Source organism: Acinetobacter sp. PFS20, assembly GCF_052261015.1.
Classification (GTDB): Bacteria; Pseudomonadota; Gammaproteobacteria; order Pseudomonadales; family Moraxellaceae; genus Acinetobacter.
The window spans coordinates 1,395,886-1,420,607 of record NZ_JBPVZE010000001.1; the positions used below are offsets into that span (position 1 = coordinate 1,395,886).

Below are 24,722 nucleotides of genomic sequence, written 5' to 3' on the forward strand. Positions count from 1 at the left end.
AGAATTAGGAATACATTGTGACAAGACGAATTTTAGTAACAGGTTCAAGTCGAGGAATTGGGAAAGCGATTGCATTACAACTAGCAAAGGCTGGTTTTGATGTGACCGTACATGCACGTTCGCGTCAGGCAGAGGCTGAGCAAGTCGTACAAGAGATTCAAGCGTTAGGACAAAATAGCCATTATCTAATGTTTGATGTAAATGAACGCCAGACGGTTCAACAAATTTTAGAGCAAGATGTAGAGCAGCATGGCGGATTCTATGGTGTTGTATTGAATGCAGGTCTTACTCATGATGGTGCTTTTCCTGCACTTACCGATCAAGATTGGGATGAAGTGATTTCGACTTCCCTAGACGGTTTTTATAATGTTTTAAAACCACTCATCATGCCAATGATTCACTTACGTAAAGGTGGTCGTATCGTCACCTTATCTTCGGTTTCTGGGATTATGGGTAACCGTGGTCAGGTTAACTATAGTGCTGCAAAAGCAGGATTGATTGGTGCGACCAAGGCTTTGGCACTCGAATTAGCGAAGCGAAAAATTACTGTGAACTGTGTTGCACCAGGTTTGATCGAAACTGAAATGGTCACCGATGAAGTCAAAGAACATGCGCTTAAAATGATTCCGTTGCAACGCATGGGACAGGTCGATGAGGTGGCGAGCGTGGTGAAATTCTTGTGTTCAGATGAAGCCTCTTATGTAACTCGACAGGTTATTTCTGTAAATGGGGGACTCATCTGATGAAACGTGTGGTCGTGACGGGAATGGCCGGAATTACCTCTTTAGGTGAAACTTCCGATGAGATCTTTGCTCGATTTGACGCTGCCAAAAGTGGTATACGCTATATGCCAGAGTGGGAGCAATATGTTGATCTTCGGACTAAGCTTGCTGGCCCTGTTGAAACATTCCATGTTCCAAAACATTTTAACCGTAAAGTTACCCGTGGGATGGGGCGTGTAGCGCTCATGTCTGTGGTTTGTGCCGAAACTGCTTTACAAAATGCTGGTTTGCTTGGGCATGAAATTTTGTCTAGTGGTGAAGCAGGTGTTGCTTTTGGTTCTTCTGCGGGTAGTGTAGAGGCCGTAGGTGAGTTTGCTAGCATGTTGCTTCATCAGAGCATGAGTAAGATCAATGCAACAACCTATATTCGTATGATGGCCCACACCAGTGCGGTGAACATGACCGTATATTTTGGTCTAAAAGGCTTAACTTTACCGACCTCAAGTGCATGTACTTCTGGCTCTATGGCCATTGGGCAAGCCTATGAAGCAATTAAATATGGCAAACAACAGGTCATGATTGCGGGTGGTGCTGAGGAACTCAGTGCAGCAGGTGCAGCGGTTTTTGATGTATTGTTTGCGACTAGTGGCATGAATGACCAACCCGAAAAAACACCGCGTCCATTTGATGCCAAGCGAGATGGATTGGTGATTGGTGAAGGGGCAGGCTGTTTAATTTTAGAAGAATACGAACATGCCAAAGCTCGAGGTGCTCATATCTATGCAGAGGTGATTGGCTACGGTAGCAATACTGATGGTCAACATGTAACTAAACCAGACGCCGAGATGATGGGGCGCTGTATGCAATTGGCTCTTAAAGATGCATCTGTAGACGCTAAAGACATCGCTTATGTGAATGCGCACGGCACCTCAACAGATCAGGGAGATGTAGCTGAAAGCCAGGCGACAGCAACAGTTTTAGGACGTAAACCAATCAGCTCTTTAAAAAGCTACTTTGGACATACGCTGGGGGCGTGCGGAGCTATTGAAGCTTGGCTGAGCATTGAAATGATGAATCGTGGCCGTTTCATTCCAACTTTAAACCTAGATGAAATTGATCCACTGTGCGGTGATCTAGATTATATCGTTCAGCAACCGAGAACTTTGGATGCTGACATTATTATGAGCAATAACTTTGCTTTTGGCGGAATTAATACTTCGCTTATTTTTAAACGTGTTAAACAATAAGGAACACAACAATGTTAAATAAAAAACTTTTATTTGTAGCAATGCTAAGTGCGGGTTTTACTGCCACTGTTCAGGCTGGAGATGAAGTACATCAATTAAATTTTAAAGAAGCTGTAGACCGTGCAGTTGCAGATGGGACTTTAGATGGTTCAGTAAAGTTTTATTTAAAGGGTACAAAGTCTGGCGGTAAAATCATTCAAAAAGATGCGGTGACTAATAAAAAAACCAATGGTTTTGGTAAGTCAGCAGCAACGTCTTGTGACTGGGTTTTACGTTCAGCACTGATCCAAATGCAAAATAATGCTAAAGCACAAGGTGCAAATGCAGTTACCAATATTGTGAGCTATTTTAAAGCCAATGAAACTACAAGTACGACAACTTACGATTGCTATAAAGGTGCCATGATGGCGGGTGTTACCTTAAAAGGCGATGTGGTTAAGTTCTAATTCATTTTAAATAAGGTCGGGATAATGTCTAAACGTAATATTGAAGTCTACACACAGACATTGTCCCAGCTTCTTTTAAAATCTAAACAAGATTTTCCAGACTTTCGTACATTTAATCATTATAAAAAACAGCAAATACATAATATTAGAAACGAGCTGATAGCACAGAAATTACAAATTACAATAACGGATTTGGAGTTTGCAAAGCATGAGTATGGCAAGCCCTATTTATTGAATCACGATTTAAATTTTAATCACTCTCATAGCCAACAATATTATGCTTTAGCGATGAGTCAGCATGTTAAAGATATCGGTATAGACGTTGAAGAGTTAGACCGTAAAGTACGTTTGGAAGCTCTAGCGCAGCATGCATTTCATCCCGATGAATATGCAACATGGCAAAGTCTAGAACAAGATAGAGAATATTGGTTTAAAGTATGGACAACTAAAGAGGCTGTTCTAAAAGCTTCGGGTTTTGGTATCCGTTTAGATTTAAATACTTTAAATACTCAAGCACATCCTACAGACCGTGGCGGAATATGTTCTCATCCACTGATCGGGACATTTGCTTATCAAAACTTCGTTGTGGGTAATATGATTTTAACAGTGGCATGGCGTTCAGAATTATCTTGCCGTGGTTTTCAGTTTCCTACAATTCAGCTTCATTCACTTGATACTTAATAAGCGAATAGCAGACATAAAAAAACCGCGAATTACGCGGTTTTTTTAGTTTAGAGTAAGCTATAAAATTAAGCTTGACCTTCAACAGCTTGAGCACGTTGCATATTCGCTTCGAACTCTGCATCAAAGTTGATTGGTGTAAGAAGTAACTGTGGGAAGCTACCTTTAGTCACTAAATCATTTACCGCTTCACGTAAGAACGGGAACAAAATATTTGGGCAATAAGCGCCTAAAATATACGGTAAGCGATCTTCTTCAATGTTATCAATCAAGAAAATACCTGATTGAGTGATATCTACAATGAACGCTGTTTCGTTGTCGTTATCAGCTTGTACCACAACTTTTAAAGAAACTTCAAAATGAGTTGGATCAATTTTTTCTGCAGCAGAAGAAAGATTGATATTGAGTTCAGGTTGCCATTGTTTAGTAAAAACCTGCGCCCCAGGAACCTCAAAAGAAATATCTTTTGTATAAATACGCTCTAAAGCTAATTGTGGTTGAACTTGTTGTTCTTCGCTCATTGTTTTTTCCTTAATATGGATGCGATGTTAAGCCAATAATTCGTCAAGTTTACCTTCACGCTCTAAGGCATAAAGTTGGTCAAAACCACCAATAAACTGATCGTTAATAAAAATTTGTGGGACAGTACGATGATTGGTGCGTTGCATTAATTCAACACGTACTTCCGGTGCTTCAACAGAAAGATTTACTTCTTTGTAAGCAACACCTTTACGCTCAAGTAACTGTTTAGCACGAACGCAATACGGGCATACAGAAGTTGAGTACACAATGACATTTGCAGCCATAATAATTCTCCTTAAGCTTTTGGTTTGCTTTTAACAAGAGGTAAGCCCTGTGCTTTCCAGTTGCTAATACCACCATCAAGACGATAGCTGTCATGGTGAGCAACTTTTTGCAAAGCACTACCAGCAACTTGTCCTAGATTACAAATAAATACCAATGGACGGTCACTTGCTTTTAATTCATCAGCATGACTTGCAATTTGACTGAAAGGAATATTGCGGCTACCACTAATATGACCTTCACGGAAGTCTTTACTATCGCGCAAGTCGATGAGTATGGCATTTTTCGCTTTCACTAAAATACCAAGCGACTGTGGTGAAATTTTACGACCGTTACGTTGACCTTCAAAAATGAAGAACAACACGACCAAGACTCCGAGCGTACCAAACAAAATGGGGTGATTCCCCATAAACTCTAACCAGCGTTCCACAAGTCACCTAAAAAAATTAAAAACAAAATTGACCTAGAGTATAGCGTATATAGATGGTGATCAAAATCACCACTTCAAGGGCAAAGCGGACAGAAAATTAGTTTTTTTGCTGTGCTTCTTGAATCTCATCATTTAAACGCAAAAAGCTATCTAGGCGCCGTGGTAAAATTTCACCAGATTCTACAGCGTGTTTTAACCCACAGTTCTTTTCATGAGTATGGGTACAATTACGGAATTGGCAAGAACCCAAATGTGCTTCAATTTCTGGAAAGCCCATACGAATTTTTTCTAAATCAAGATGCCAAAGCCCAAATTCACGAATTCCTGGTGAGTCAATTAACGCGCCATTTTTACCGAAATTCATTAAACGTGTAGAAGTTGTTGTGTGCTGACCAAGTGCAGAGTTTTCAGAAATAATATTTGTTTTTTGCTCTGCTTCTGGAATAAGCACATTAATTAAAGAACTTTTTCCTACACCCGATTGACCAACGAAAGCGACTGTTTCGCCATCTAAACGTTCAGATAAAGCAGAGATATCCCCCTTTTTAGACTGACAAATCATCACTTCATAACCCAAAGTTTTATATTCTTCTAATAGGGTGAGAATTGGGTCATTTTCGGTTAACAAATCAGACTTATTGAGGACTAAAAGAGCAGGAATATTTGCATCTGCACAAGCAACTAAATATCGATCGATTAGCGTTGGGGCAGGTTCAGGAAGTGGTGAAAATACAATCACAATCAAACTGATATTTGCTGCCACAGGTTTAACTTTGTGATAACGGTCTGGACGGGTAAGTAAAGAGGTACGAGGGTGAATGGCTGTAATAATACCTAAACCCGTATTTGGGTCAGCTTGCCATTTAACTCGGTCACCAGTCACAAGTAATTCTAAGTTTGTACGAGTATGACAGCGCCATACGCTTTTAAGCTCGATAGGTTTCCAGAAAGGTTCTGGCTCTCCTTCGGCAAGTTGAGGTTTTTCTGGGTGATGCTCAGGTACAGAGAGTGCTTGTACTTCAAGTTGGCGGCCATAATGTTGTACAACGAGCCCGTCCAGATCTTGTGAAGTATCAGCCTCTTCTTGGCGAGTTTTGTGCTGTTTTTCAATACGACGTTGCTGTTGTTCAGTTAAACGACGCTTACGAATTAAAGCCATTCATATCCCAAAAAAACCACTGTTTGAAGATGGCAAAAATAGCATGAAGCGGCTATAGAATTACAGCGCAGATGCAAGAAATTTGCTACTATTGATGTTTTTACGGCATTTTAGAACGTACATACATGAGCAGTACTTTAAATACACGATTAATTTGGATTGATCTGGAAATGACCGGATTAGATACCGATAATGACCAAATTATTGAAATCGCAACAATTATTACAGATGATCATTTAAATGTACTTGCCGAAGGTCCGGTTTTAGCCGTTCACCAGCCCGACCGTATTTTAAATGCAATGGATGAGTGGAATACTCGCCAACATGGGCAGTCTGGGTTGGTAGAGCGAGTGCGTCGTAGTAAATTGACAGCTCGTGATGCTGAGTTACAGACTTTAGAATTCCTAAAAAAATGGGTCAATCCAAAAGTTTCACCGATGTGTGGTAACTCAATCTGTCAGGATCGCCGTTTCTTACATCGTCTTATGCCTGAACTAGAGCAGTATTTCCACTATCGTAATCTTGATGTGTCTACCGTAAAAGAACTCTCAAAACGCTGGCGCCCTGAAATCATGAGCGGTTTGAAAAAGAATGCATCGCATTTGGCAATGGATGATATTCGTGACTCGATTTCTGAGTTGAAATATTATCGTGAATACTTCTTTATTATGAACACTGACGGTAAAGATTAATGAATTTGCCCGAGTGATGTGAAAGGGAGGCTATTGCCTCCTTTTTTATTATTTAAAGGGGATTGTTACAATAATGCCGATCGCCTGATTTGGCTTTCATATTCATTTTGCTTAAAATGATGTTTTAAATTTTTATTATAAAAAGAGAGCATTTATGCAAAGTAATAACCCGATACTGACCCGTGTTGAAACGGTCAGTGACTATAGTCAACCGATGACTGTGCAAGGTGCGATTCAAAAATCTGTAATGTTGACAGTCATTGCTGCTGCGGTGGGTGTCGCTTTATTTTTCTATGCAGCCTTTACTGCAAATGTTGGTATTGCTTACGCGGCTTCAATTGTTGGTGCAATTGGTGGCTTGGTTTTAGCTTTAATTACAACGTTTAAACCAACGACCGCGCCAACATTGGCAATTCCGTATGCCTTATTTGAAGGGGCTTTTTTAGGTGGTATTTCTTTTACTTTCCAGTTGAAATACCCAGGTGTTCCTCTTCAGGCTTTATTAGCGACTTTCGTTACGACTTTGGTGATGTTTGGTCTATATAAATTCCAAATTATTCGCGCAACTGAAAAGTTCAAGTCAGTTGTAATTTCTGCATCTTTGGCGATCTTTATTGTATTTATCGTGCAGATGGTCATGCGTTTAGCATTTGGTTCAAGTGTTCCTTATATTTTTGAAAGTAACTGGTTAGGCATTGGCTTTGCTGCATTTGTTGCAGTGATTGCTTCACTTAACCTGATTTTAGATTTTGATTTAATTGAAACTAATGCAGCATATCGTGCACCAAAATTCATGGAATGGTTGTGTGGTATCGCATTACTTGCAACTTTAGTGTGGATGTATATTTCTTTCTTACGCTTACTTGGCTTATTGTCTGACGACTAAGATTGAATTCATCGAGAAGTCGCTCCTTATCAGGAGCGATTTTTTTTCGTGCGATTTTTGAAAAAAGATGCATTATGCAATTTCGAAAACCGCTGAATATTGGCATTATGCTTGAAATTGTTTTGAGTGAGATCGGCATGACACAAGGACTTTTAGCAGGTAAGCGCTTTTTGATTGCAGGCGTTGCTAGTAAATTATCAATTGCTTTTGGTATTGCACAAGCATTACACCGTGAAGGTGCAGAGCTTGCGTTTACTTATCCAAACGAAAAATTAAAAAAACGTGTGGATGAATTTGCTGAGCAATTCGGTTCTAAGCTTGTGTTTCCATGTGATGTTGCTGTTGATGCTGAAATTGATAATGCATTTGCAGAACTTGCAAAACATTGGGACGGTATAGACGGTGTTGTGCACTCAATCGGCTTTGCACCTGCACACACGCTTGATGGTGACTTCACTGACGTGACTGACCGTGATGGTTTTAAAGTTGCTCATGACATCAGTGCATACAGCTTTATTGCAATGGCTCGTGCTGCAAAACCTTTATTACAAGCTCGCCAAGGTTGTTTATTGACTTTGACTTATCAAGGTTCTGAGCGTGTTATGCCTAACTATAACGTAATGGGTATGGCAAAAGCTTCTTTAGAAGCTGGTGTTCGCTACTTAGCATCAAGCTTGGGTGTTGACGGTATTCGTGTAAACGCGATTTCTGCGGGTCCAATCCGTACTTTAGCTGCTTCTGGTATTAAGTCTTTCCGTAAAATGTTAGATGCTAATGAAAAAGTTGCGCCGTTAAAACGTAATGTAACTATTGAAGAAGTAGGTAATGCAGCGCTGTTCCTATGCTCACCTTGGGCTTCAGGTATTACTGGTGAGATTCTATATGTAGATGCTGGTTTTAATACTGTAGGTATGAGCCAATCTATGATGGATGATGAATAATTAGCTTGATCTAATTTATATAATAAAGCCGCTTTAATAGCGGCTTTATTTTTTAGACAGAATGTTGATATTTCCAATAGTTAACAATTTGAAAATTTATGCAGCTTTGCTGTACCAGTTTCGTTTAACTTGTGGATACTTTTCTTGAGTTAAATATTAAACATTCTTTTATATCGTTGTTGGAGTGCAATTTCACCACCTTCCATGATTTCACATACATTCTTTCTAACATTTAATTCTTGCAATGCTCCAGATGCGACAGGATTTATTTGGCCTCGATCTTCTAGCGCAATCACATACTCTGAATCACCATTTACTACTATATTGGGATTGTGAGTGACGACAATTATCTGTCTATTTATTTTATTTTTATGTAATTTAGAAACTATCAAACTAGTAATCAAACCATTATCAAGGTCATCTTCAGGCTGATCCAAAACTAAAGGCTCTGTTCCATAAGATAATAAAAATGACAGTATAGCCGAGGCCTTTTGCCCAGCTGAACCTTGTGAAACATCCTTAAATCTATTTCCATCATTAAATTTGATCGATAATTTATCTTCGGGAAACCAAGTATTTATTTGATCAAAGTTTTGCGGTGGCATGTTAGTCATGAACTCGGAAAATCTTTTTCCTATCTTTGAACCTTGGATCTCACCACAACTGAAGTTAAATACCTGAGTTTTGAATATATGAATTTTAGATAGCCGAGACTCTAAATTATTAGAATCGCTAGAGCTTGTAGTAGTTGTTAATTCTTTATTCAGATTGTAAAGGAAACCACATTCGCGCTCTAAATCAAAAATATCGGCAGAAAAAGCATTATCAGAACGCCCAATAATACGTCTGAAAGACTCCTCCATGTGATCTATATCTGAAAAGGGGGCCAATTCAACTTTAATAGATGAATTCCCTGCTAAGTTTTGCTGCAAAAATTCTAGACGATTTATGGTCAATTCCTTTCTACATTCTATTATTTCTTTGTATGCAAGATTGATTGATTCATTCACTGTAGTTATCTGGTTATCTACCAACTCCATTGCTTTTAATGATTCATTAAGAGTGTTACGTTCACCAATAAGTCTTGCATAATCAGCAGGATTATTTATCCCTTCATTGCGTAGCCCTTCAATCAAATCATTGTAGTTTTGGTTAACTCCAATATGAGATTTATTGAAATCAGAATTCCTATACCAATCTTTAAATTGATTTAATTCATTTTCAAGCGACACCAATGCTTGCTTAATACTTTCTTTAAAATACAATGTGGACGCATTTAGGTTTTTTAACTTGGCAAGAACTTCTAATTCGCTTGCAGATTGCAGATCAAATACGCTTTCATCTAGCACAGGTATTGAAGTAGTGCTAGCTATCGACTCAATTTGCTGCTTTAGATTATCGATACCAACTTCATAATTATAAATAATCGTTCTCTTCCCACTATATGCTCGATAGCTAGTGAGAATATCTGTGTGACCAGATTTCTCTATTGCTTTTATCTTTTGTTCAACATCGGAAAGCTGACCTAATAAAACATTTTTATTTGCCAGCTTGGATAAAAGCTCTCTTTTATGGCTGCATAATGTTTGAAAATAGGATTGTTTCTCACTCCATTTCATTTTCCATTGCTGAAAACCAACAGTTGATGATTCATCGATCAGGTGCAGAAGAGTATTAGGATTTTTAGCTAAATCGAAGATCTGCTTCTGGCTAAATATCTTTATTGGGAATCGAGAGTGAGCTTCTCCATCTTCAGGAATCCATTCTTGACCATCGTAACGAGAGATTAAGATGTTATTATTTTCTTTAGTCCAAGTCAGCGCATAATGAGTTTCATCTCTCGTATAAACACAACTGATTTTTGAATTCTCGAGCATTACGCCTTCAGAATCTCTAGATGCGGATATTTTGGTAAAACTCTCGAAAGATCGGCGGATTTCATTATCTTGATTTAATACATTTAAGTCTCTCGCTCTATCCATACCTAGTCGTATAAATTCAAGTACTGATGATTTTCCACTACCACGTCCCCCAATAATTGAATTCAACCAAGGATTAAATTGCACTGTCAAAGGCGCCGAACGACCAGCATATTTAGTATTTTCGATAGTTACAGAGCGCAAGAGTGTGTTGGAGGAATTATTTGGATTAGTTGTCTCTTTATCTGAACGAATTATGGAAGTTGAGCCATCTACTAAAGCCAGTTTTAGTCCTTCTAGCGAGGGGGTGGACATTTTTACCCATGTATAAGCTCTCCCTATATCATTAGGGTGATGCGCATCTGAACCAATTATTGAAGGCAAATCGATTTTTAGAGTTGTATATCTTGATAATGGAGCATCAGCTCGCTCTTGATCAGGATAAATTATTTCAACAGCATTTGCTTGCTCGCAGACTTGTCTAATCGTGTGAGAGGAATGTTGCTGACAAAGGCCCGCTTTCATATCAATATGAGCTGGTATGGCAACCCCACCTGCTAATATAATCTCCCTTATTATATTTTCAGCACTTTCTTCCGCTACTGAATCACTATCTCCTTTTGTTCCTCGAAATCTTGATGCTCCGATAACAGCATTAATATCGGCTGAAGTGACGGAAGGATCAAAAATACCTAAAATGTGAATGTTTGAGTTAGCTGTAATCTCAACACCAGGAAAAATGAAAATCGAATGGCCATGGGCTCTTAAATTTTCTGCTGCATGTTTAAGAGCATCAATCCATTCACCCGAATTATGGTCTGTAACTGCTAAACATTCTATTCCCTTGTTAACATAGTCCAACAGCCAATCTTTCGGAGTCTTTGATGTCCTTAAAGACCTATCGGATTTTCCATAATCAAAAGAAGCTGGTGTATGTGTATGAAAATCGAACTTCCACCATCTAGCCCCAACAAAGCCCATTATTTATATCCTTATATTCGATCTAATCTAGTTAATAACCAAAATTAAAATATTGTATAACCAGTTGGATTATCTATTTTATTTGGATTTATTTTAATCAGCATATAAAACAACAATATTTGCGTCAACACAAAAACTATACAAAATACTATTTTCTGAATTTTTTAATGTAATACTGAATTTAGGTATTAGCTATATTATTTTTTGCATACTTAAGTTTACTTTAGTGGTGAATAACTATCTTAAAAATTCTTTTATTATCAATTTGTTAAAATAAAAAGTTATCAGCCCATAGAAAATGAGCTGTTAACTCTAATTGAATAAAAAAATAGCGCTAGGGCTATTGTTTCGGCAGTTCTTTTACAGGTGAACCACCTAAAGCTTGCATGAGGGTGACATAAGCATTGTATTGGCTTTGCTTGGTTTCAACGAGGCTTAAACGTGCAGTACGTGTGGTTTGCTGAGCATCGAGAAGTGTTTTTAATGCGACAGCACCATAACGGTAACGGACTTCAGTTAAACGTTCAGTTTTTTCTGCAAGTTCAACATTACGTTCCTGTAACGCTACTTGTTTGTCGAGTTCGGTACGACTCGATAAAGCATTTTCTACATCAGCAAAAGCCTGATAAAGCGTTTGACGATATTGAATAATCGCTTTTTCATAATCTAGATTGCTAATCGCGATATCTTTCTTCATATCGTTATATTGCAAAAATGGTAAGCTCAAACTCGCCCCAAGTGTCAGAGCAGGGTTACGTAATAACTCCGTTAACGATGTGCTGCTTGAGCCCAAACTACTGGTTAAGCTAATCGATGGATAGTAACTCGCCTTAGTAGCATCTTTAGTGGCTAATGCTTTTCTTAAGCGGAGTTCACTTGCTTGCAAATCAGGGCGGCGCGATAAAATATCGGCAGGTAAACCAGCACCAATTGCAGGTAGAGCAGTGCGAGGTAAACGCTTTGGCTCTTGAATGTTTAATTGTTGCAATGGCTCATGTAATAGCACTGCAATAGCCGTGCGTGTTTCAACCAATTGTTGCTCAATTTGACTTAAGCTTGCTTTCTGGCTTTGTACCGATTGTTCTGCTTGAGTCAGATCTACACCTGAAACAGCGCCAGCTTTATATTGAATTTGTACCAAGTCATAAAGCTTTTGAGAGGTTGCGAGACTTTGCTGGGCAGTTGTGTAGCGCTCATTTAAATAACCGAGTTGCCAATAGAGTTTGGCAGTGGTTGCAATTAAACTTTGCCCAGTGGCTTGTAAGTCTTGTTCGGTCGCTAAGGCTTCCCATTTACTTGCCTCAGTTTGGCGTGCAAGCTTGCCAAACAAGTCAAGCTCATAGCTTACACCCGCACTCATTGATAGGCCTTTAGAGCTGTCATCTCCCGAATTTAAATCGAAAGAATGTCCTGTAGAAACGTTTGAGCTGGTACGTAAGCCTTGTTGGTTTGCAGTTAGATCAGCTTGTAAACGAGCTTGCTTTAAGGCAATACCTGCAACTGCTAAATCACTGTTACGTTCTAATACATTGCTTACAAGCTGATTAAGCTGTGCATCATTGAAAAGCGTCCACCAACGATCAGAGTATTGATCGGCAGACATGTTTTTTGCTTTTGCTGTGTCATATTGAAAACTACCCGGAACTTGTACTGCAGGCGTTTCATAAGGTGTTTTTACTACAGCTGCACATCCTACAAGAGAACCTGTGAGAAGAAGTGCTGTGCTGAGTTTAGTCATAGAGAAAGACATGCAATTTTCCTTATTCTCGAGATAGTGCGGCAACAGGGTCAAGCTTCGCGGCATTCTTGGCAGGCAAGAAACCGAATACGACACCAATCAGTGTTGAACAGACAAATGCTGCAATAATAGAAGTGCTTGAATAAGCCACGCTAAAGTTACCGCCAGCAAATTTATTAATAAGTTGTCCAAGGCCAAGCGATAGTAAGACGCCAAGCACACCACCAATTAAACACACCAAAATTGCTTCAATTAGGAATTGCTGCAAAATATCACTTTGACGAGCACCTACAGCCATACGTACGCCAATTTCCTGAGTTCGTTCAGTCACCGAAACCAACATAATGTTCATCACCCCGATACCACCAACCACCAGTGAAATTACGGCAATTGCTGAAACCAGAAGCGTCATTGTGCTGGTTGTTTTCTCAATGGTTTGACGGATACTGTCACTGTTCATGGTGAAAATATCTTGTGCACCATGGCGCTGAGTTAATAGGTTTACAATCGCATTTTCTGCGGCAGCAGTTGAATATTTGTCATTAATACGAACCACGATGTTACGTACATTAGACTGACCCAACATACGGCTCATTACGGTTGTATAGGGCATATAGACATTTAAAGTATCATCTGAGCCCATGCCGCTTGTCTGCGGTTCTACAATCCCAATAATACGTGCTGGTACACTACCGAGCAGTACGACTTGGCCAATTGGATTGCTACCATCTCCAAAGAATTGTTTTTGCGTATTAGTATCAATGACAACATCTTGTGAACGATCGCGCACACTACGTTGGTCAAAAGTTTGTCCATCTTTAAAGACCAAACCTTTAACATCAAAATAATCGTTACTCACACCATTAATGGTCGCGTTTGCTTCATTCTGCTGGTAACGCATGGTTTTGGATGTACTGACGATTGGGCTGACTGCGCTGACATAAGGTTGAGTCATTAAAGCATCAGCATCGGCAGGAACCAAAGTTTTAAAGTTTGCAGTTTTGGAGTTGTCACCAAAACCACGGCCCTGAAAAACCGTAATCGTGTTTGTTCCCAGACTGCTAATATTGCTTAAAATTTGTTGTTGAGAACCTTTACCTAGCGCGACCACTGTAACAACAGATGCAATACCAATAATAATCCCAAGCATGGTTAAAAAAGTACGCATGCGGTGAGCATTCATCGACAGTAAAGCCATTTGAAAAGCTTCTGATAAACGATCTAAAGTAGAACGCCATGCAGAAATACTTTTGCCTTTCTTCTGTTTGCCTTGCAGAGCTGGAGCGGCATCTGGATCAGAATTGCCTGGTTCGGCTGCTTGATCAGGAACATTAGGACGGTCACTAATAATTTCTCCGTCACTAATCTCGATAATACGCGTCGCATTTTTTGCAACTTGCATATCATGAGTGACTAAAATAATAGTATGACCTGCGGCATTGAGTTCACGCAAAATACGCATCACCTCAACACCACTATGAGAATCGAGTGCCCCTGTTGGTTCATCTGCCAGAATGACGTCACCGCCATTCATGAGTGCACGGGCAATAGAAACACGTTGCTGCTGACCACCAGAAAGTTGGCTTGGCCTATTGAGTGTTTTAGTACCTAAGCCTAATTCGGTCAGTAAAGCTGTGGCGCGTTGTTTACGTTCAGAAGGGGTAACCCCTGCATAAACAGCAGGAACTTCAACGTTACCCTCAGCAGATAAGTCACCGAGTAAATGGTAGCGCTGGAAAATAAAACCAAAATATTCACGGCGTAGTCGAGCGAGTTGATCAGGTTCAAGTTTACCTGTTTCTTGCCCATTAACTTTATAACTACCGCTCGTAGGTCGGTCCAAACAACCCAAAATATTCATGAGGGTCGATTTACCAGAACCAGACTGGCCGACAATGGCAACCAGTTCGCCTTCGTAAATGGTAAGGTCAATGCCTTTTAAAATTTGTATCGTGCTTTCGCCAGCAGGGAATTCCCGGACTAGATTGCTGACTTCAAGCAAAGCTTGTTTTGTCATGCTTACATTCCCATTGGGCCACTACGGCGACGGTTATTACTACTATTAGCGGATGCAGCAGAAGTATCTGCGCTATCGGCAATGACAACTTGATCACCTTGTTTTAAGCCCGCAAGAACTTGTGCATTTACACGGTTGTTAATGCCAACCAAAATTTGAGTTGGTTTAGTTGTGCCATCAGCTTGTAATACACGTACAACACTTAAGGTTAATTTACCTTGTTCAATTAACTGTTTTTGCTCAGCAGTCAGGTTAAGACGTTCCAGACGAGCTCCATTTCCTTGAGATTTTTTAGCAGCTTCAGGTGTCGAGCTTGCTTTATCAGATGATTGGCCTGATTTTCTTTGACCTGAAAATTGTTTAGAGCTCAGTGCTGATGATGGAACGAGTAGGGCATTTTTAGCTGAGTTTAATACGATATAAACTTGTGCAGTCATATCAATACGTAATTTTCCATCGGTATTTGGCACATCGAATAAGGCATTATAGTAAACAGCTGAACTCGTTGTTGAGCTTGTCGTACTTGTTGATTCGCTAGAAATAGAATCTGGAGCAGGTTCAATCTGGCGTAAAGTCGCGTAACGTTTAGTGTCTTCACCTAAGGTAGTGAAATAAACTTGTTGTCCTTTCTCAACTTTCATAATGTCAGCTTCACTGACTTGGGCCTTAATCGTCATGTTTTGTAGTTTTGCAATTTTGACAATTGTTGGCGCACTTTGATTGGCGTTTACTGTCTGACCTTCTTCAGTCACAATCGCAACAACTGTACCATCTGTTGGAGCAACAATACGTGTATAACCAATATTGGTTTGCGCCGTAGATTTTGTGACTTTTGCAGATTCGATTTGTGCATCTAACGCTTTGATTTGTGCTTGAGCTGTTTTATAGCTTGCCTCAGCCGATTCTAAATCCGCACGTGGTGTTGCATCTTGTGCATACATTTGTTGCTGACGGCGGTATTCAAGTTGTTTTTCATTCAAAGAAGCAACTTGCTGAAGACGCTGTGCTTCTAAATTCTTAATATTTGCATCAGAGGTTTTTAAACTATTTTCTTGGGTCGTTGAATCAATCTGTGCAATAAGTTGACCTTGCTTAACCTGATCGCCAAGTTGCACATACATCTTTTTAACCTGACCAGATACCTGTGCACCGACACTAATCAGTTTGGTTGCATCAAGTGTACCCGTTGCAAGTACATTATTTTCAATATCCCCGCGTGTTACCTCGGCAGTAATATATTGTGGCTGCTGCTGTTTTGGTTTGAAAAACTTCCAAGCTAAAAGAGCAATAATGACTATACAGACGATGATAATAACAAGTTTGATTGGCTTTATTTTTGGCATGGCGAGAGGTCGAAAAGTTTAAAATTTAATTTAGTATAAAAGCGAAATGAGGATAAAACGTGAATTTTTATGATATTTCAGGAATGAAGAAAAATGATTCAGGCGAATTACTGTATAAATAATGTTTTTCCACATAACTCAGCAATCGCTTGCTGCATTAAATGTTCTGCATTTTCGTTCGACATTCCTTTAATTGCCGCATCGATTTGCAATAGAAGGGTAGACCAGCCTAAAAACTGTTGTGGATTTAGTCTTCTTAATGCTTGTTGATATAAGCTAACTTTTGTTTTCCATATACCGAGCTGTAAGGCATTGTGGGGTTGTTCAAACAATTGCATCAACAAGCGCATTTCTTTACTTAAAGTCCATAAAATCAGACTGTCGGGTTCGCCTGCTGCAATTAAATATTGAAAAATCTTAATAGATTGGCCTAGGTTGCCTTCTAATAATGCATCACTTAAATCATAGGTGGTATAGCGTGATTGATCTTGTAGACACGCATATAATTGTTCAATTTGAATGAGTTGTTGGTCTGGAAATGTATCTCTTACACGCATTAAGCTATTTTTAGCTGCAAGCAAATTGTGCTCATGGTGTTGCATTAACCACTGCCAAGCATCATTGTCGAGCTGAATTTCAAGTTTCTCTGCTTCAGCAGATAAAATTCTTTGGCGATCTTGTGGGTAATTTGCCGTGAGGGCAACTACAACCCCATTTGCTTCAACAACTTGGAAAAAAGCAGATTTTAAGCTGCTACTATCTTGTTTGGGTAAAACAATTAATAGCAGGTTATGTTCATTATGTTGTATATAGCTTTTGAGTTGTTTTAAGCCATTCGCATCAGGTTTTATATTGCCGTGTACTTCAATAGCAAGCTGCTGAGAAAATAAAGATAAGCTATTAAGTGCGTTAAAGACATTTTTCCAGTCGCTTACGCTACTAATATCATAGCGCTGTCTTTCAACTTCTTGTTGTTGCCAGCTTTTTCGAAAGGCATCTAATAAATTTTGTTCTAATAAAGGCTCTTGCCCATGCAAAATCCACGCACCCCGAGCTTCCGGAGTACGTTTTAAGGCTTGTAAATAATCAATTTTCATTGCTGGTAAAAATACAGATTAAGGCTGAGCTTTTGGTAAACGATTTGCTGAAATCTGACGAGTAATCTGCTGCGCAATATCATCAATTACAATACGTTGTAAGTAACTTTCTTGCTGATTTTCAGTGTTGACTGTTGCCAAGTCATATTGATAACTACGAGATGCAGTTAATGAGCGTGGCTCAGTAATTTTATTACCTTGACGGTCTTCAATCTGGAAGGTTACCGTCAAACGTAATAATACTTCAGTTAGTTTTCCATTTAAAAGCTGACGACGTGGTGTGTACTCTAAAACACGAAGTACGTAGGCATCATTATCATTGCTGAGTTGAACACCATTGGCAGCTAAATATACTTTTAACTGCGTTTCCAAATCATCAGTTTTAGCCGGTAACTCAAGGCTTAACTTTTTATAAACAAGCGGAGTCGCAGTCGGGTTGGTTCCTTTTAAATGAAATCCACACCCGACTAAGCCTGCACTAAGGCCTAAGGTTAAAACAACAGCGGCTAAACGTTTGGCTAAGTGCATACTTGATCCTCTCATTAATAACTTTAATTAAACCACGAGGTTAACTAATTTATTTGGAACCACAATTTCTTTTTTTGTTGGTCCGGTTAAGAATTGTTGAACTTCTGGTAGGGCTTTAGCTTGAGCTAATAGATCTTCCTTAGAAATATCAACAGAAACTTCAAGTTTACCGCGAAGTTTACCATTAACCTGTACAACAATCGTTTGCGTATTACGCGTTAACGCAGAAGCATCAACTTCAGGGAATGTTGCTGCTGTAACATCTGTACCAAATTGAGCCAATAAAGTTTGGCTTAAATGCGGTGCAAACGGTTCGAGTAAAGTTAACAGTGTTGTGATTGCTTCACGTTCTACAGCAATGTCATTGTCATCTTTTGCTTCAAACTTGTTGCTTGCGTTTAACAATTCCATTAAAGCAGCAATCGCAGTATTGAATGCATGACGACGTTCAATATCATCACTTACTTTTTGAATAGTTTCGTGTGTTTTACGACGTAAGTCTTGAGCGTCTTTAGATAAATTAGCTGTATCGATTGTAGAAGCTGAGTTGCCTTTTTCAAGGAAGCCAGCTACAAGGCGCCATACACGTTTCAAGAAACGGTTTGCACCTTCAACACCTGCATCAGACCATTCTAAAGATTGATCTGGTGGAGCAGCAAACATCATGAATACACGAGCTGTATCTGCGCCGTATTGATCAATAATCGCTTGTGGGTCAATACCGTTATTTTTCGACTTAGACATTTTTTCTTGTCCGCCGATCACAACTTCTTGGCCGTCGCCTGAATATTTTGCAGAAAGAATACGACCTTTCTCATCGCGTTCTAATTCAATATCAGCTGGGTTGAACCAAGTTTTCTTGCCATTTTCTGCTTCACGATAGAACGTATCTGCAAGTACCATGCCTTGAGTTAACAAGTTGGTAAATGGCTCATTACCTTGTACAACGCCTTCATCACGCATTAATTTGTGGAAGAAACGTGCATAAAGTAAGTGAAGAATTGCGTGTTCAACACCACCAATGTATTGGTTTACAGGAAGCCAGTTTTGAGCTGCTTCAGGTTTAACCATACCACCAGTAAAGTCTGGAGAAGCATAGCGTGCATAGTACCAAGATGACTCTACGAAGGTATCTAAAGTATCTGTTTCACGACGAGCATCGCCACCACAACAAGGACATTTAGTTTCGTAGAATTCAGGCATTTTGTTAAGCGGATTACCTGAACCATCTGGAACAACGTCTGTTGGTAATACAACTGGAAGCTGGTCTTCTGGAACTGTGACTTGACCACAAGTATCACAGTTAATCATTGGAATTGGACAACCCCAGTAACGTTGACGAGAAACACCCCAGTCACGTAAACGGAATTGAACTTTAGAGTTTGCTAAACCTTGTGGTTCTAATTTTGCAAGGAATGCGTCAAACGCAGCTTGGAATGCTAAACCGTCGAACTCACCAGAGTTAACAAGTTTACCTTCTTTAGAACCGTACCACTCTTGCCATTCAGTTGCAGAGTAATCTGCATCTTCAGCACCTTTTGCATCAATCACTTGCTTAATTGATAAATTGAACTTGTTAGCAAATTCAAAATCACGTTCGTCATGCGCTGGTACAGCCATTACTGCGCCAGAACCGTAAGACATTAATACGTAGTTTGCGATCCAGACAGGAAGCTCTTCACCAGTTACAGGATGTTTTACAAACAAACCTGTTGCCATGCCTTTTTTCTCGGCTGTTGCCAAGTCTGCTTCTGCAACTGAACCCATGCGGCACTCTTCAATAAATGCAGCCAATTCAGGGTTGTTTTCAGCAGCTTTCAGCGCAAGAGGGTGTTCTGCTGCAACAGCAACATATGTCACACCCATTAGCGTGTCGGCACGTGTTGTATAAACAGTTAAACCATCAGCATAGATTTCAGTATTGGCTGAAGGGAAAGTAATTTCCATGCCTGTAGAGCGACCAATCCAGTTACGTTGCATGGTCAAGACTTGTTGCGGCCAACCATCTTGTAAAGTGTCAAGATCGTCTAATAATTCTTGTGCATAGTCCGTAATACGGAAGTAGTACATTGGAATATCGCGTTTTTCGACCAATGCACCTGAGCGCCAGCCACGACCATTTTCAACTTGCTCGTTTGCTAAAACTGTTTGGTCAACCGGATCCCAGTTTACTGTTGAAAGCTTGCGGTAGATGAGGCCTTTTTTATAAAGCTGAACAAATAACCATTGTTCCCAGTGATAATACTCTGGTGTACAAGTTGCGAATTCACGATCCCAGTCTACAGACAGGCCTAATTTTTTTAATTGATCACGCATGTAAGCGATGTTTTCAAATGTCCATTTTGCCGGAGCAACTTTATGGGCAATTGCTGCGTTTTCAGCAGGTAAACCGAATGCATCCCAACCCATAGGTTGTAATACAGTTTCACCTTTCAAACGGTAAAAACGGCTAATTACATCGCCAATTGTATAGTTACGCACATGCCCCATATGCAGCTTGCCGCTTGGGTAAGGAAACATTGACAGGATGTAGCGATGTTTACCTTCGACAGTGTCGGCAACTTTAAAGACTTTACGATTTTCCCAATCTTGTTGAACTGATGGTTCAATCGTGTTTGCTTGATATTCGGGGTCAATGTGAGAAATAGTCATAGACGTAAGCTATACAACGAAAATTGAAATGAAAGATTGCTGCACAGCATAGCGCAAAATAACAGGAAATGTCAGTTTTTAGATCAGGATTTTATCTTTTAATATGAGCAATAAACATTTCTCAATCTATTCTTCTTTATTTTAAATAATAGAAGAGTGATGAAAATATTCACCACTCTCATTTTACTTATCGCGCTGTTGTAGCGGATGGGGTAGATGCTATAGGTGGAACAGCTACTGCGGGTGCATTTTTTTCCTGTGCGACGTTAGTTGCCTCTTGCACTACTTTATCTGTTTTATCTTGAGATTGTTGTTCTGGGGAAGGTGTCGAATTTTTTACGGATGATTGGCTGCCGTAAGTTGAAACTTTGTTCAAATGTTTTGCACTCTTAGGTGGTAAAGTCGTGGTGTAATGGGTGGAGCCATTTTTATCCATCCATTTGTAATATTGCTGTGCCTGACTTTGGCTTGAGTAAACTAAAATCGCTGTTGCAACAGCTGTATATAAGCTTGTTTTTAAATAAAATAAATTCATATCAAATATTCCCCAAAGAAAGCTGGCTATATTTAAATAAAGTTCATAAATAAGCAATTTACAATGCATGGTTTTATATAAAAAGAATAATTATTTTTAATAAATAGAGGGTAGAACTACCAAATTTAAGATTTAAATTTAGATTAAAAAAGAAGCAGCTAAAACTTTTTATGGAAAAACCTTTTCTTTAATCTTGACTTTAGTGAATTAAACAACAAAAATGCTTCCTTTAGTTTTATATGCGATTATTTGATCACCCTTCGAATAACCGTCATGTTTTGTAATAGACATTCTCTCTAGCCGAGAGATTGATTTTACTTAAAGTATGTATATCCAGACATGCTTTATTAATGTTAAAAAAGCTTATACGGCTGAAAAACAGAAATTTTTCTATTGCAACGAAAACTAGACAATATGTGTGCTATAACAGTGCAGACAATTCAATGAATGAAACACTATTTGTGCCTTCCATAAATAGTGATAAAGATTTTAGGGTGAATCACGTTGGAACTTTTATCTGGTGGTGAAATGCTCGTTCGTGCTCTTGCGGACGAAGGCGTTGAACATGTTTTTGGTTATCCAGGCGGCGCTGTATTACATATTTATGATGCGCTATTTCAACAAGACAAAATTAATCATTACCTCGTACGTCATGAACAAGCTGCTGGTCATATGGCAGATGCTTACTCACGTGCTACAGGTAAGACAGGCGTAGTACTGGTCACTTCTGGACCTGGTGCAACTAATACTGTGACTCCAATTGCAACAGCTTATATGGACTCAATCCCAATGGTGATTTTGTCTGGCCAGGTTGCATCACATCTTATTGGTGAAGACGCTTTCCAAGAAACTGACATGGTGGGTATTTCACGTCCGATCGTGAAACACAGCTTCCAAGTTCGTCACGCAAGCGAAATTCCTGCAATTATCAAAAAAGCATTTTATATCGCATCAAGTGGTCGTCCTGGCCCTGTGGTAGTCGATATTCCTAAAGATGCGACAAATCCTGCAGAAAAATTTGCGTACGAATATCCTGAAAAAGTGAAGATGCGTTCTTATCAACCTCCTTCACGTGGTCATTCTGGTCAAATTCGTAAAGCGATTGATGAGCTTTTAAGTGCAAAACGCCCTGTAATTTATACAGGTGGTGGTGTTGTTCAAGGTAATGCATCAGCATTATTGACTGAGTTGGCTCATTTGTTGGGCTATCCAGTGACAAATACACTTATGGGTCTTGGTGGTTTCCCTGGTAATGATCCACAGTTCGTGGGCATGTTGGGAATGCACGGTACTTATGAAGCAAATATGGCGATGCATAATGCTGACGTCATTCTTGCAATTGGTGCGCGCTTTGATGACCGAGTAACCAATAACCCTGCAAAATTCTGTGTGAATGCAAAAGTTATTCATGTTGATATTGATCCGGCGAGCATTTCAAAAACGATCATGGCGCACATTCCGATTGTAGGGGCGGTTGAGCCTGTACTTCAGGAAATGTTGACGCAATTGAAACAATTGAATGTGTCTAAGCCTAACCCAGAAGCAATTGCTGCATGGTGGGATCAAATTAATGAATGGCGTAAAGTTCATGGCTTGAAGTATGAAACACCTGCTGATGGCACGATGAAGCCACAGCAAGTTGTTGAAGCTTTATATAAAGCGACTAATGGCGATGCCATTATTACTTCGGATGTGGGTCAACACCAAATGTTTGGCGCGTTGTATTACAAGTACAAACGTCCACGTCAATGGATTAACTCAGGCGGATTAGGCACCATGGGCGTAGGTTTACCTTATGCAATGGCAGCTAAGTTAGCTTTCCCAGATCAACAGGTAGTTTGTATTACCGGTGAAGCTTCAATTCAGATGTGTATTCAAGAGCTTTCAACTTGTAAGCAATACGGTATGAATGTGAAGATCTTGTGCTTGAATAACCGTGCTTTAGGTATGGTTAAACAATGGCAAGATATGAACTATGAAGGTCGTCATTCAAGCTCATACGTTGAATCATTACCTGATTTTGGCAAATTGATGGAAGCTTATGGTCATGTGGGTATTCAGATTGATCATGCTGATGAACTAGAGTCAAAGCTTGCTGAAGCAATGGCGATTAATGATAAATGTGTATTCATTAATGTCATGGTTGATCGTACAGAACATGTTTATCCAATGCTGATCGCAGGTCAGTCAATGAAGGATATGTGGTTAGGGAAAGGAGAGCGTACATAATGAGACATATTATTTCTGTACTCGTTGAAAACGAAGCTGGTGCGCTTTCTCGTTTGGTAGGTTTATTCAGTCAACGTAACTATAACATTGAGACGTTGAATGTAGCCCCGACCGAAGACCCAACTTTATCGCGTTTGACGTTAACCACTTATGGTGATGATCATAAGATTGAACAGATTACAAAGCAGCTCAACAAGCTTGTTGAAGTTGTAAAAGTAGTAGATTTATCAGAAGGTTCACACATTGAGCGTGAACTGATGTTGATTAAAGTAAAAGCGTTGGGTGCTTCACGTGCTGAAATTAAGCGAACAGCGGATATTTTCCGTGCGCAAATTGTCGACGTGACACCAACTACCTATACCATTCAAATAGCAGGGACAACTGAAAAATTAGATGGTTTTATCGATGCGCTTGCAGAAAACACTATTCTAGAAGTCGTTCGTTCAGGTGTATCTGGTATCGCCCGTGGCGAAAAAGTATTAGCCATTTAATTTTTTAAAAAGTATTTTAGCGGAGAACACAAATGCAAATTTTTTACGATAAAGACTGTGACTTATCAATCATCCAAGGCAAGAAAGTAGCGATTGTTGGTTACGGTTCTCAAGGTCATGCTCATGCACTTAACCTTAAAGACTCTGGCGTAGACGTAACTGTAGGTTTACGTGCTGGTTCAGCTTCTTGGAAGAAAGCTGAAAACGCTGGTCTTAAAGTTGCAGAAGTGCCTGCTGCTGTTAAGCAAGCTGACCTCGTAATGATTTTGACTCCAGATGAATTCCAATCACAACTTTACCGTGACGTGATTGAGCCGAACATCAAAGAAGGTGCAACTCTTGCATTTGCTCATGGTTTCTCAATTCTTTATAACCAAGTTGTTCCACGTAAAGATTTAGATGTAATCATGGTGGCTCCTAAAGCACCTGGTCACACAGTTCGTTCTGAATACCAACGTGGTTCAGGTGTTCCTGACCTAATCGCAATTCACCAAGATGCTTCTGGTAATGCACGTAACGTTGCTCTTTCTTATGCTTCAGGCGTAGGTGGCGGCCGTACTGGTATTATCGAAACTTCATTCCGTGAAGAAACTGAAACTGACTTATTCGGTGAGCAAGCAGTTCTTTGTGGTGGTGCAGTTGAACTCGTGAAAATGGGCTTCGAAACTTTAGTTGAAGCTGGTTATGCTCCAGAAATGGCTTACTTCGAATGTTTACACGAACTTAAATTGATTGTTGACTTGATGTTTGAAGGCGGTATCGCTGACATGAACTACTCAGTATCTAACAATGCTGAGTATGGTGAATATGTAACTGGTACTGAAGTAATTAACGAACAGTCTCGTGAAGCTATGCGTAATGCGTTGAAACGTATTCAATCTGGTGAATACGCGAAGATGTTCATTCAAGAGGGTGCATTAAACTACCCATCTATGACTGCTCGTCGTCGTCAAAATGCTGCACATGGTATTGAAGTAACTGGTAATAAGTTACGTGCGATGATGCCTTGGATTCAAGCGAACAAAATCGTAGACAAAGAAAAGAACTAATTTTCTTTTTCTAAAGCTTCAAAAGAACCCTGCTACTAAGCAGGGTTCTTTTTTATACTGTTTTTATTTGAATGTGAAAAAGTGCGATTAGGTCAACTTGACCAGATTAAAGAAATTCTATATTTTTCATATAAT

At 39.6% G+C, this 24,722-nt stretch carries 22 protein-coding genes; 10 read left to right on the top strand and 12 right to left on the bottom strand.

Features of this window, described 5'->3' with window-relative positions:
* The first annotated feature begins 17 nt into the window (after positions 1-17).
* Genes ACS125_RS06630 through ACS125_RS06645 form a run of 4 tightly spaced genes read left to right on the top strand, consistent with a single transcriptional unit; the run spans position 18 to position 3,096 of the window.
* Positions 18-743, top strand: coding sequence for a 3-ketoacyl-ACP reductase FabG2 (locus ACS125_RS06630; protein ID WP_000198397.1), 726 nt, complete (start codon positions 18-20; stop codon positions 741-743).
* Positions 743-1,969 carry a beta-ketoacyl-ACP synthase gene (locus ACS125_RS06635; RefSeq protein ID WP_049837894.1) on the top strand — a complete coding sequence of 409 codons (1,227 nt, stop codon included), beginning with the start codon at positions 743-745 and terminating at the stop codon, positions 1,967-1,969. The genes ACS125_RS06630 and ACS125_RS06635 overlap by 1 nt, the downstream gene beginning before the upstream one ends.
* Before the next feature lie 11 nt (positions 1,970-1,980).
* Positions 1,981-2,415, top strand: a complete 435-nt coding sequence (locus tag ACS125_RS06640) for a hypothetical protein (protein WP_004794675.1) — start codon at positions 1,981-1,983, stop codon at positions 2,413-2,415.
* Between the two features lie 24 nt (positions 2,416-2,439).
* On the top strand, positions 2,440-3,096 hold the full coding sequence (locus ACS125_RS06645; RefSeq protein ID WP_443271166.1) for a 4'-phosphopantetheinyl transferase family protein: 657 nt from the start codon (positions 2,440-2,442) through the stop codon (positions 3,094-3,096).
* Between the two features lie 68 nt (positions 3,097-3,164).
* Here ACS125_RS06645 and secB read toward each other — a convergent pair whose 3' ends face one another.
* The 4 genes from secB to rsgA all read right to left on the bottom strand — a co-directional run bounded on the left by secB (position 3,165) and on the right by rsgA (position 5,489).
* The gene (gene secB / locus ACS125_RS06650) at positions 3,165-3,617 is read right to left on the bottom strand and encodes a protein-export chaperone SecB (protein WP_003654925.1); all 453 of its coding nucleotides are present in this window, start codon (positions 3,615-3,617) and stop codon (positions 3,165-3,167) included.
* A gap of 27 nt (positions 3,618-3,644) precedes the next feature.
* Positions 3,645-3,902, bottom strand: a complete 258-nt coding sequence (gene grxC, locus ACS125_RS06655) for a glutaredoxin 3 (protein WP_002114715.1) — start codon at positions 3,900-3,902, stop codon at positions 3,645-3,647.
* Positions 3,903-3,913: 11 nt separating this feature from the next.
* Positions 3,914-4,330, bottom strand: a complete 417-nt coding sequence (locus ACS125_RS06660) for a rhodanese-like domain-containing protein (protein ID WP_004794673.1) — start codon at positions 4,328-4,330, stop codon at positions 3,914-3,916.
* A gap of 97 nt (positions 4,331-4,427) precedes the next feature.
* On the bottom strand, positions 4,428-5,489 hold the full coding sequence (gene rsgA / locus ACS125_RS06665) for a small ribosomal subunit biogenesis GTPase RsgA (protein ID WP_440203043.1): 1,062 nt from the start codon (positions 5,487-5,489) through the stop codon (positions 4,428-4,430).
* Between the two features lie 125 nt (positions 5,490-5,614).
* Between rsgA and orn the strand changes: the two genes are divergently transcribed.
* The 3 genes from orn (at position 5,615) to ACS125_RS06680 (ending at position 8,008) form a co-directional block, all read left to right on the top strand.
* Positions 5,615-6,181, top strand: coding sequence for an oligoribonuclease (gene orn / locus ACS125_RS06670; RefSeq protein WP_004794671.1), 567 nt, complete (start codon positions 5,615-5,617; stop codon positions 6,179-6,181).
* Positions 6,182-6,335: 154 nt separating this feature from the next.
* Positions 6,336-7,067: a Bax inhibitor-1/YccA family protein gene (locus tag ACS125_RS06675; RefSeq protein ID WP_004794670.1), complete on the top strand. Its 732-nt coding sequence runs from the start codon at positions 6,336-6,338 to the stop codon at positions 7,065-7,067.
* Between the two features lie 137 nt (positions 7,068-7,204).
* Positions 7,205-8,008 (top strand): enoyl-ACP reductase FabI, encoded by an 804-nt coding sequence (locus ACS125_RS06680; RefSeq protein ID WP_216069908.1) that lies wholly within the window; start codon positions 7,205-7,207, stop codon positions 8,006-8,008.
* A 149-nt stretch (positions 8,009-8,157) separates the two neighbouring features.
* On the opposite strand, the gene ACS125_RS06685 is transcribed toward ACS125_RS06680, so the two are convergent.
* The 8 genes from ACS125_RS06685 to ACS125_RS06720 form a co-directional block, all read right to left on the bottom strand.
* Complete coding sequence (locus tag ACS125_RS06685) at positions 8,158-10,908, bottom strand: TrlF family AAA-like ATPase (protein ID WP_443271172.1); 2,751 nt, start codon at positions 10,906-10,908, stop codon at positions 8,158-8,160.
* Between the two features lie 340 nt (positions 10,909-11,248).
* Positions 11,249-12,646 (bottom strand): efflux transporter outer membrane subunit, encoded by a 1,398-nt coding sequence (locus ACS125_RS06690; protein WP_443273925.1) that lies wholly within the window; start codon positions 12,644-12,646, stop codon positions 11,249-11,251.
* Positions 12,647-12,668: 22 nt separating this feature from the next.
* A complete protein-coding gene (locus ACS125_RS06695) occupies positions 12,669-14,663 on the bottom strand; it encodes a MacB family efflux pump subunit (RefSeq protein WP_238517086.1) in 1,995 nt (664 codons plus the stop codon).
* A 2-nt stretch (positions 14,664-14,665) separates the two neighbouring features.
* The gene (locus tag ACS125_RS06700) at positions 14,666-16,006 is read right to left on the bottom strand and encodes a MacA family efflux pump subunit (protein ID WP_004794665.1); all 1,341 of its coding nucleotides are present in this window, start codon (positions 16,004-16,006) and stop codon (positions 14,666-14,668) included.
* Positions 16,007-16,113: 107 nt separating this feature from the next.
* Positions 16,114-17,103, bottom strand: a complete 990-nt coding sequence (gene holA / locus ACS125_RS06705; protein ID WP_004794664.1) for a DNA polymerase III subunit delta — start codon at positions 17,101-17,103, stop codon at positions 16,114-16,116.
* A gap of 18 nt (positions 17,104-17,121) precedes the next feature.
* Positions 17,122-17,631, bottom strand: coding sequence for an LPS-assembly lipoprotein LptE (locus tag ACS125_RS06710; RefSeq protein ID WP_004794663.1), 510 nt, complete (start codon positions 17,629-17,631; stop codon positions 17,122-17,124).
* Between the two features lie 27 nt (positions 17,632-17,658).
* Positions 17,659-20,283, bottom strand: coding sequence for a leucine--tRNA ligase (gene leuS, locus ACS125_RS06715; RefSeq protein ID WP_151963988.1), 2,625 nt, complete (start codon positions 20,281-20,283; stop codon positions 17,659-17,661).
* A gap of 187 nt (positions 20,284-20,470) precedes the next feature.
* A complete protein-coding gene (locus ACS125_RS06720; protein ID WP_443271176.1) occupies positions 20,471-20,818 on the bottom strand; it encodes a DUF4124 domain-containing protein in 348 nt (115 codons plus the stop codon).
* A gap of 504 nt (positions 20,819-21,322) precedes the next feature.
* Between ACS125_RS06720 and ACS125_RS06725 the strand changes: the two genes are divergently transcribed.
* From ACS125_RS06725 to ilvC, 3 genes are read left to right on the top strand one after another with little or no spacing between them, the layout of a single operon-like run.
* On the top strand, positions 21,323-23,047 hold the full coding sequence (locus ACS125_RS06725; protein ID WP_004794658.1) for an acetolactate synthase 3 large subunit: 1,725 nt from the start codon (positions 21,323-21,325) through the stop codon (positions 23,045-23,047).
* Positions 23,047-23,538, top strand: coding sequence for an acetolactate synthase small subunit (gene ilvN, locus ACS125_RS06730; protein WP_001215920.1), 492 nt, complete (start codon positions 23,047-23,049; stop codon positions 23,536-23,538). The genes ACS125_RS06725 and ilvN overlap by 1 nt, the downstream gene beginning before the upstream one ends.
* A gap of 32 nt (positions 23,539-23,570) precedes the next feature.
* Complete coding sequence (gene ilvC / locus ACS125_RS06735) at positions 23,571-24,587, top strand: ketol-acid reductoisomerase (protein WP_004794656.1); 1,017 nt, start codon at positions 23,571-23,573, stop codon at positions 24,585-24,587.
* Positions 24,588-24,722: the final 135 nt, after the last annotated feature.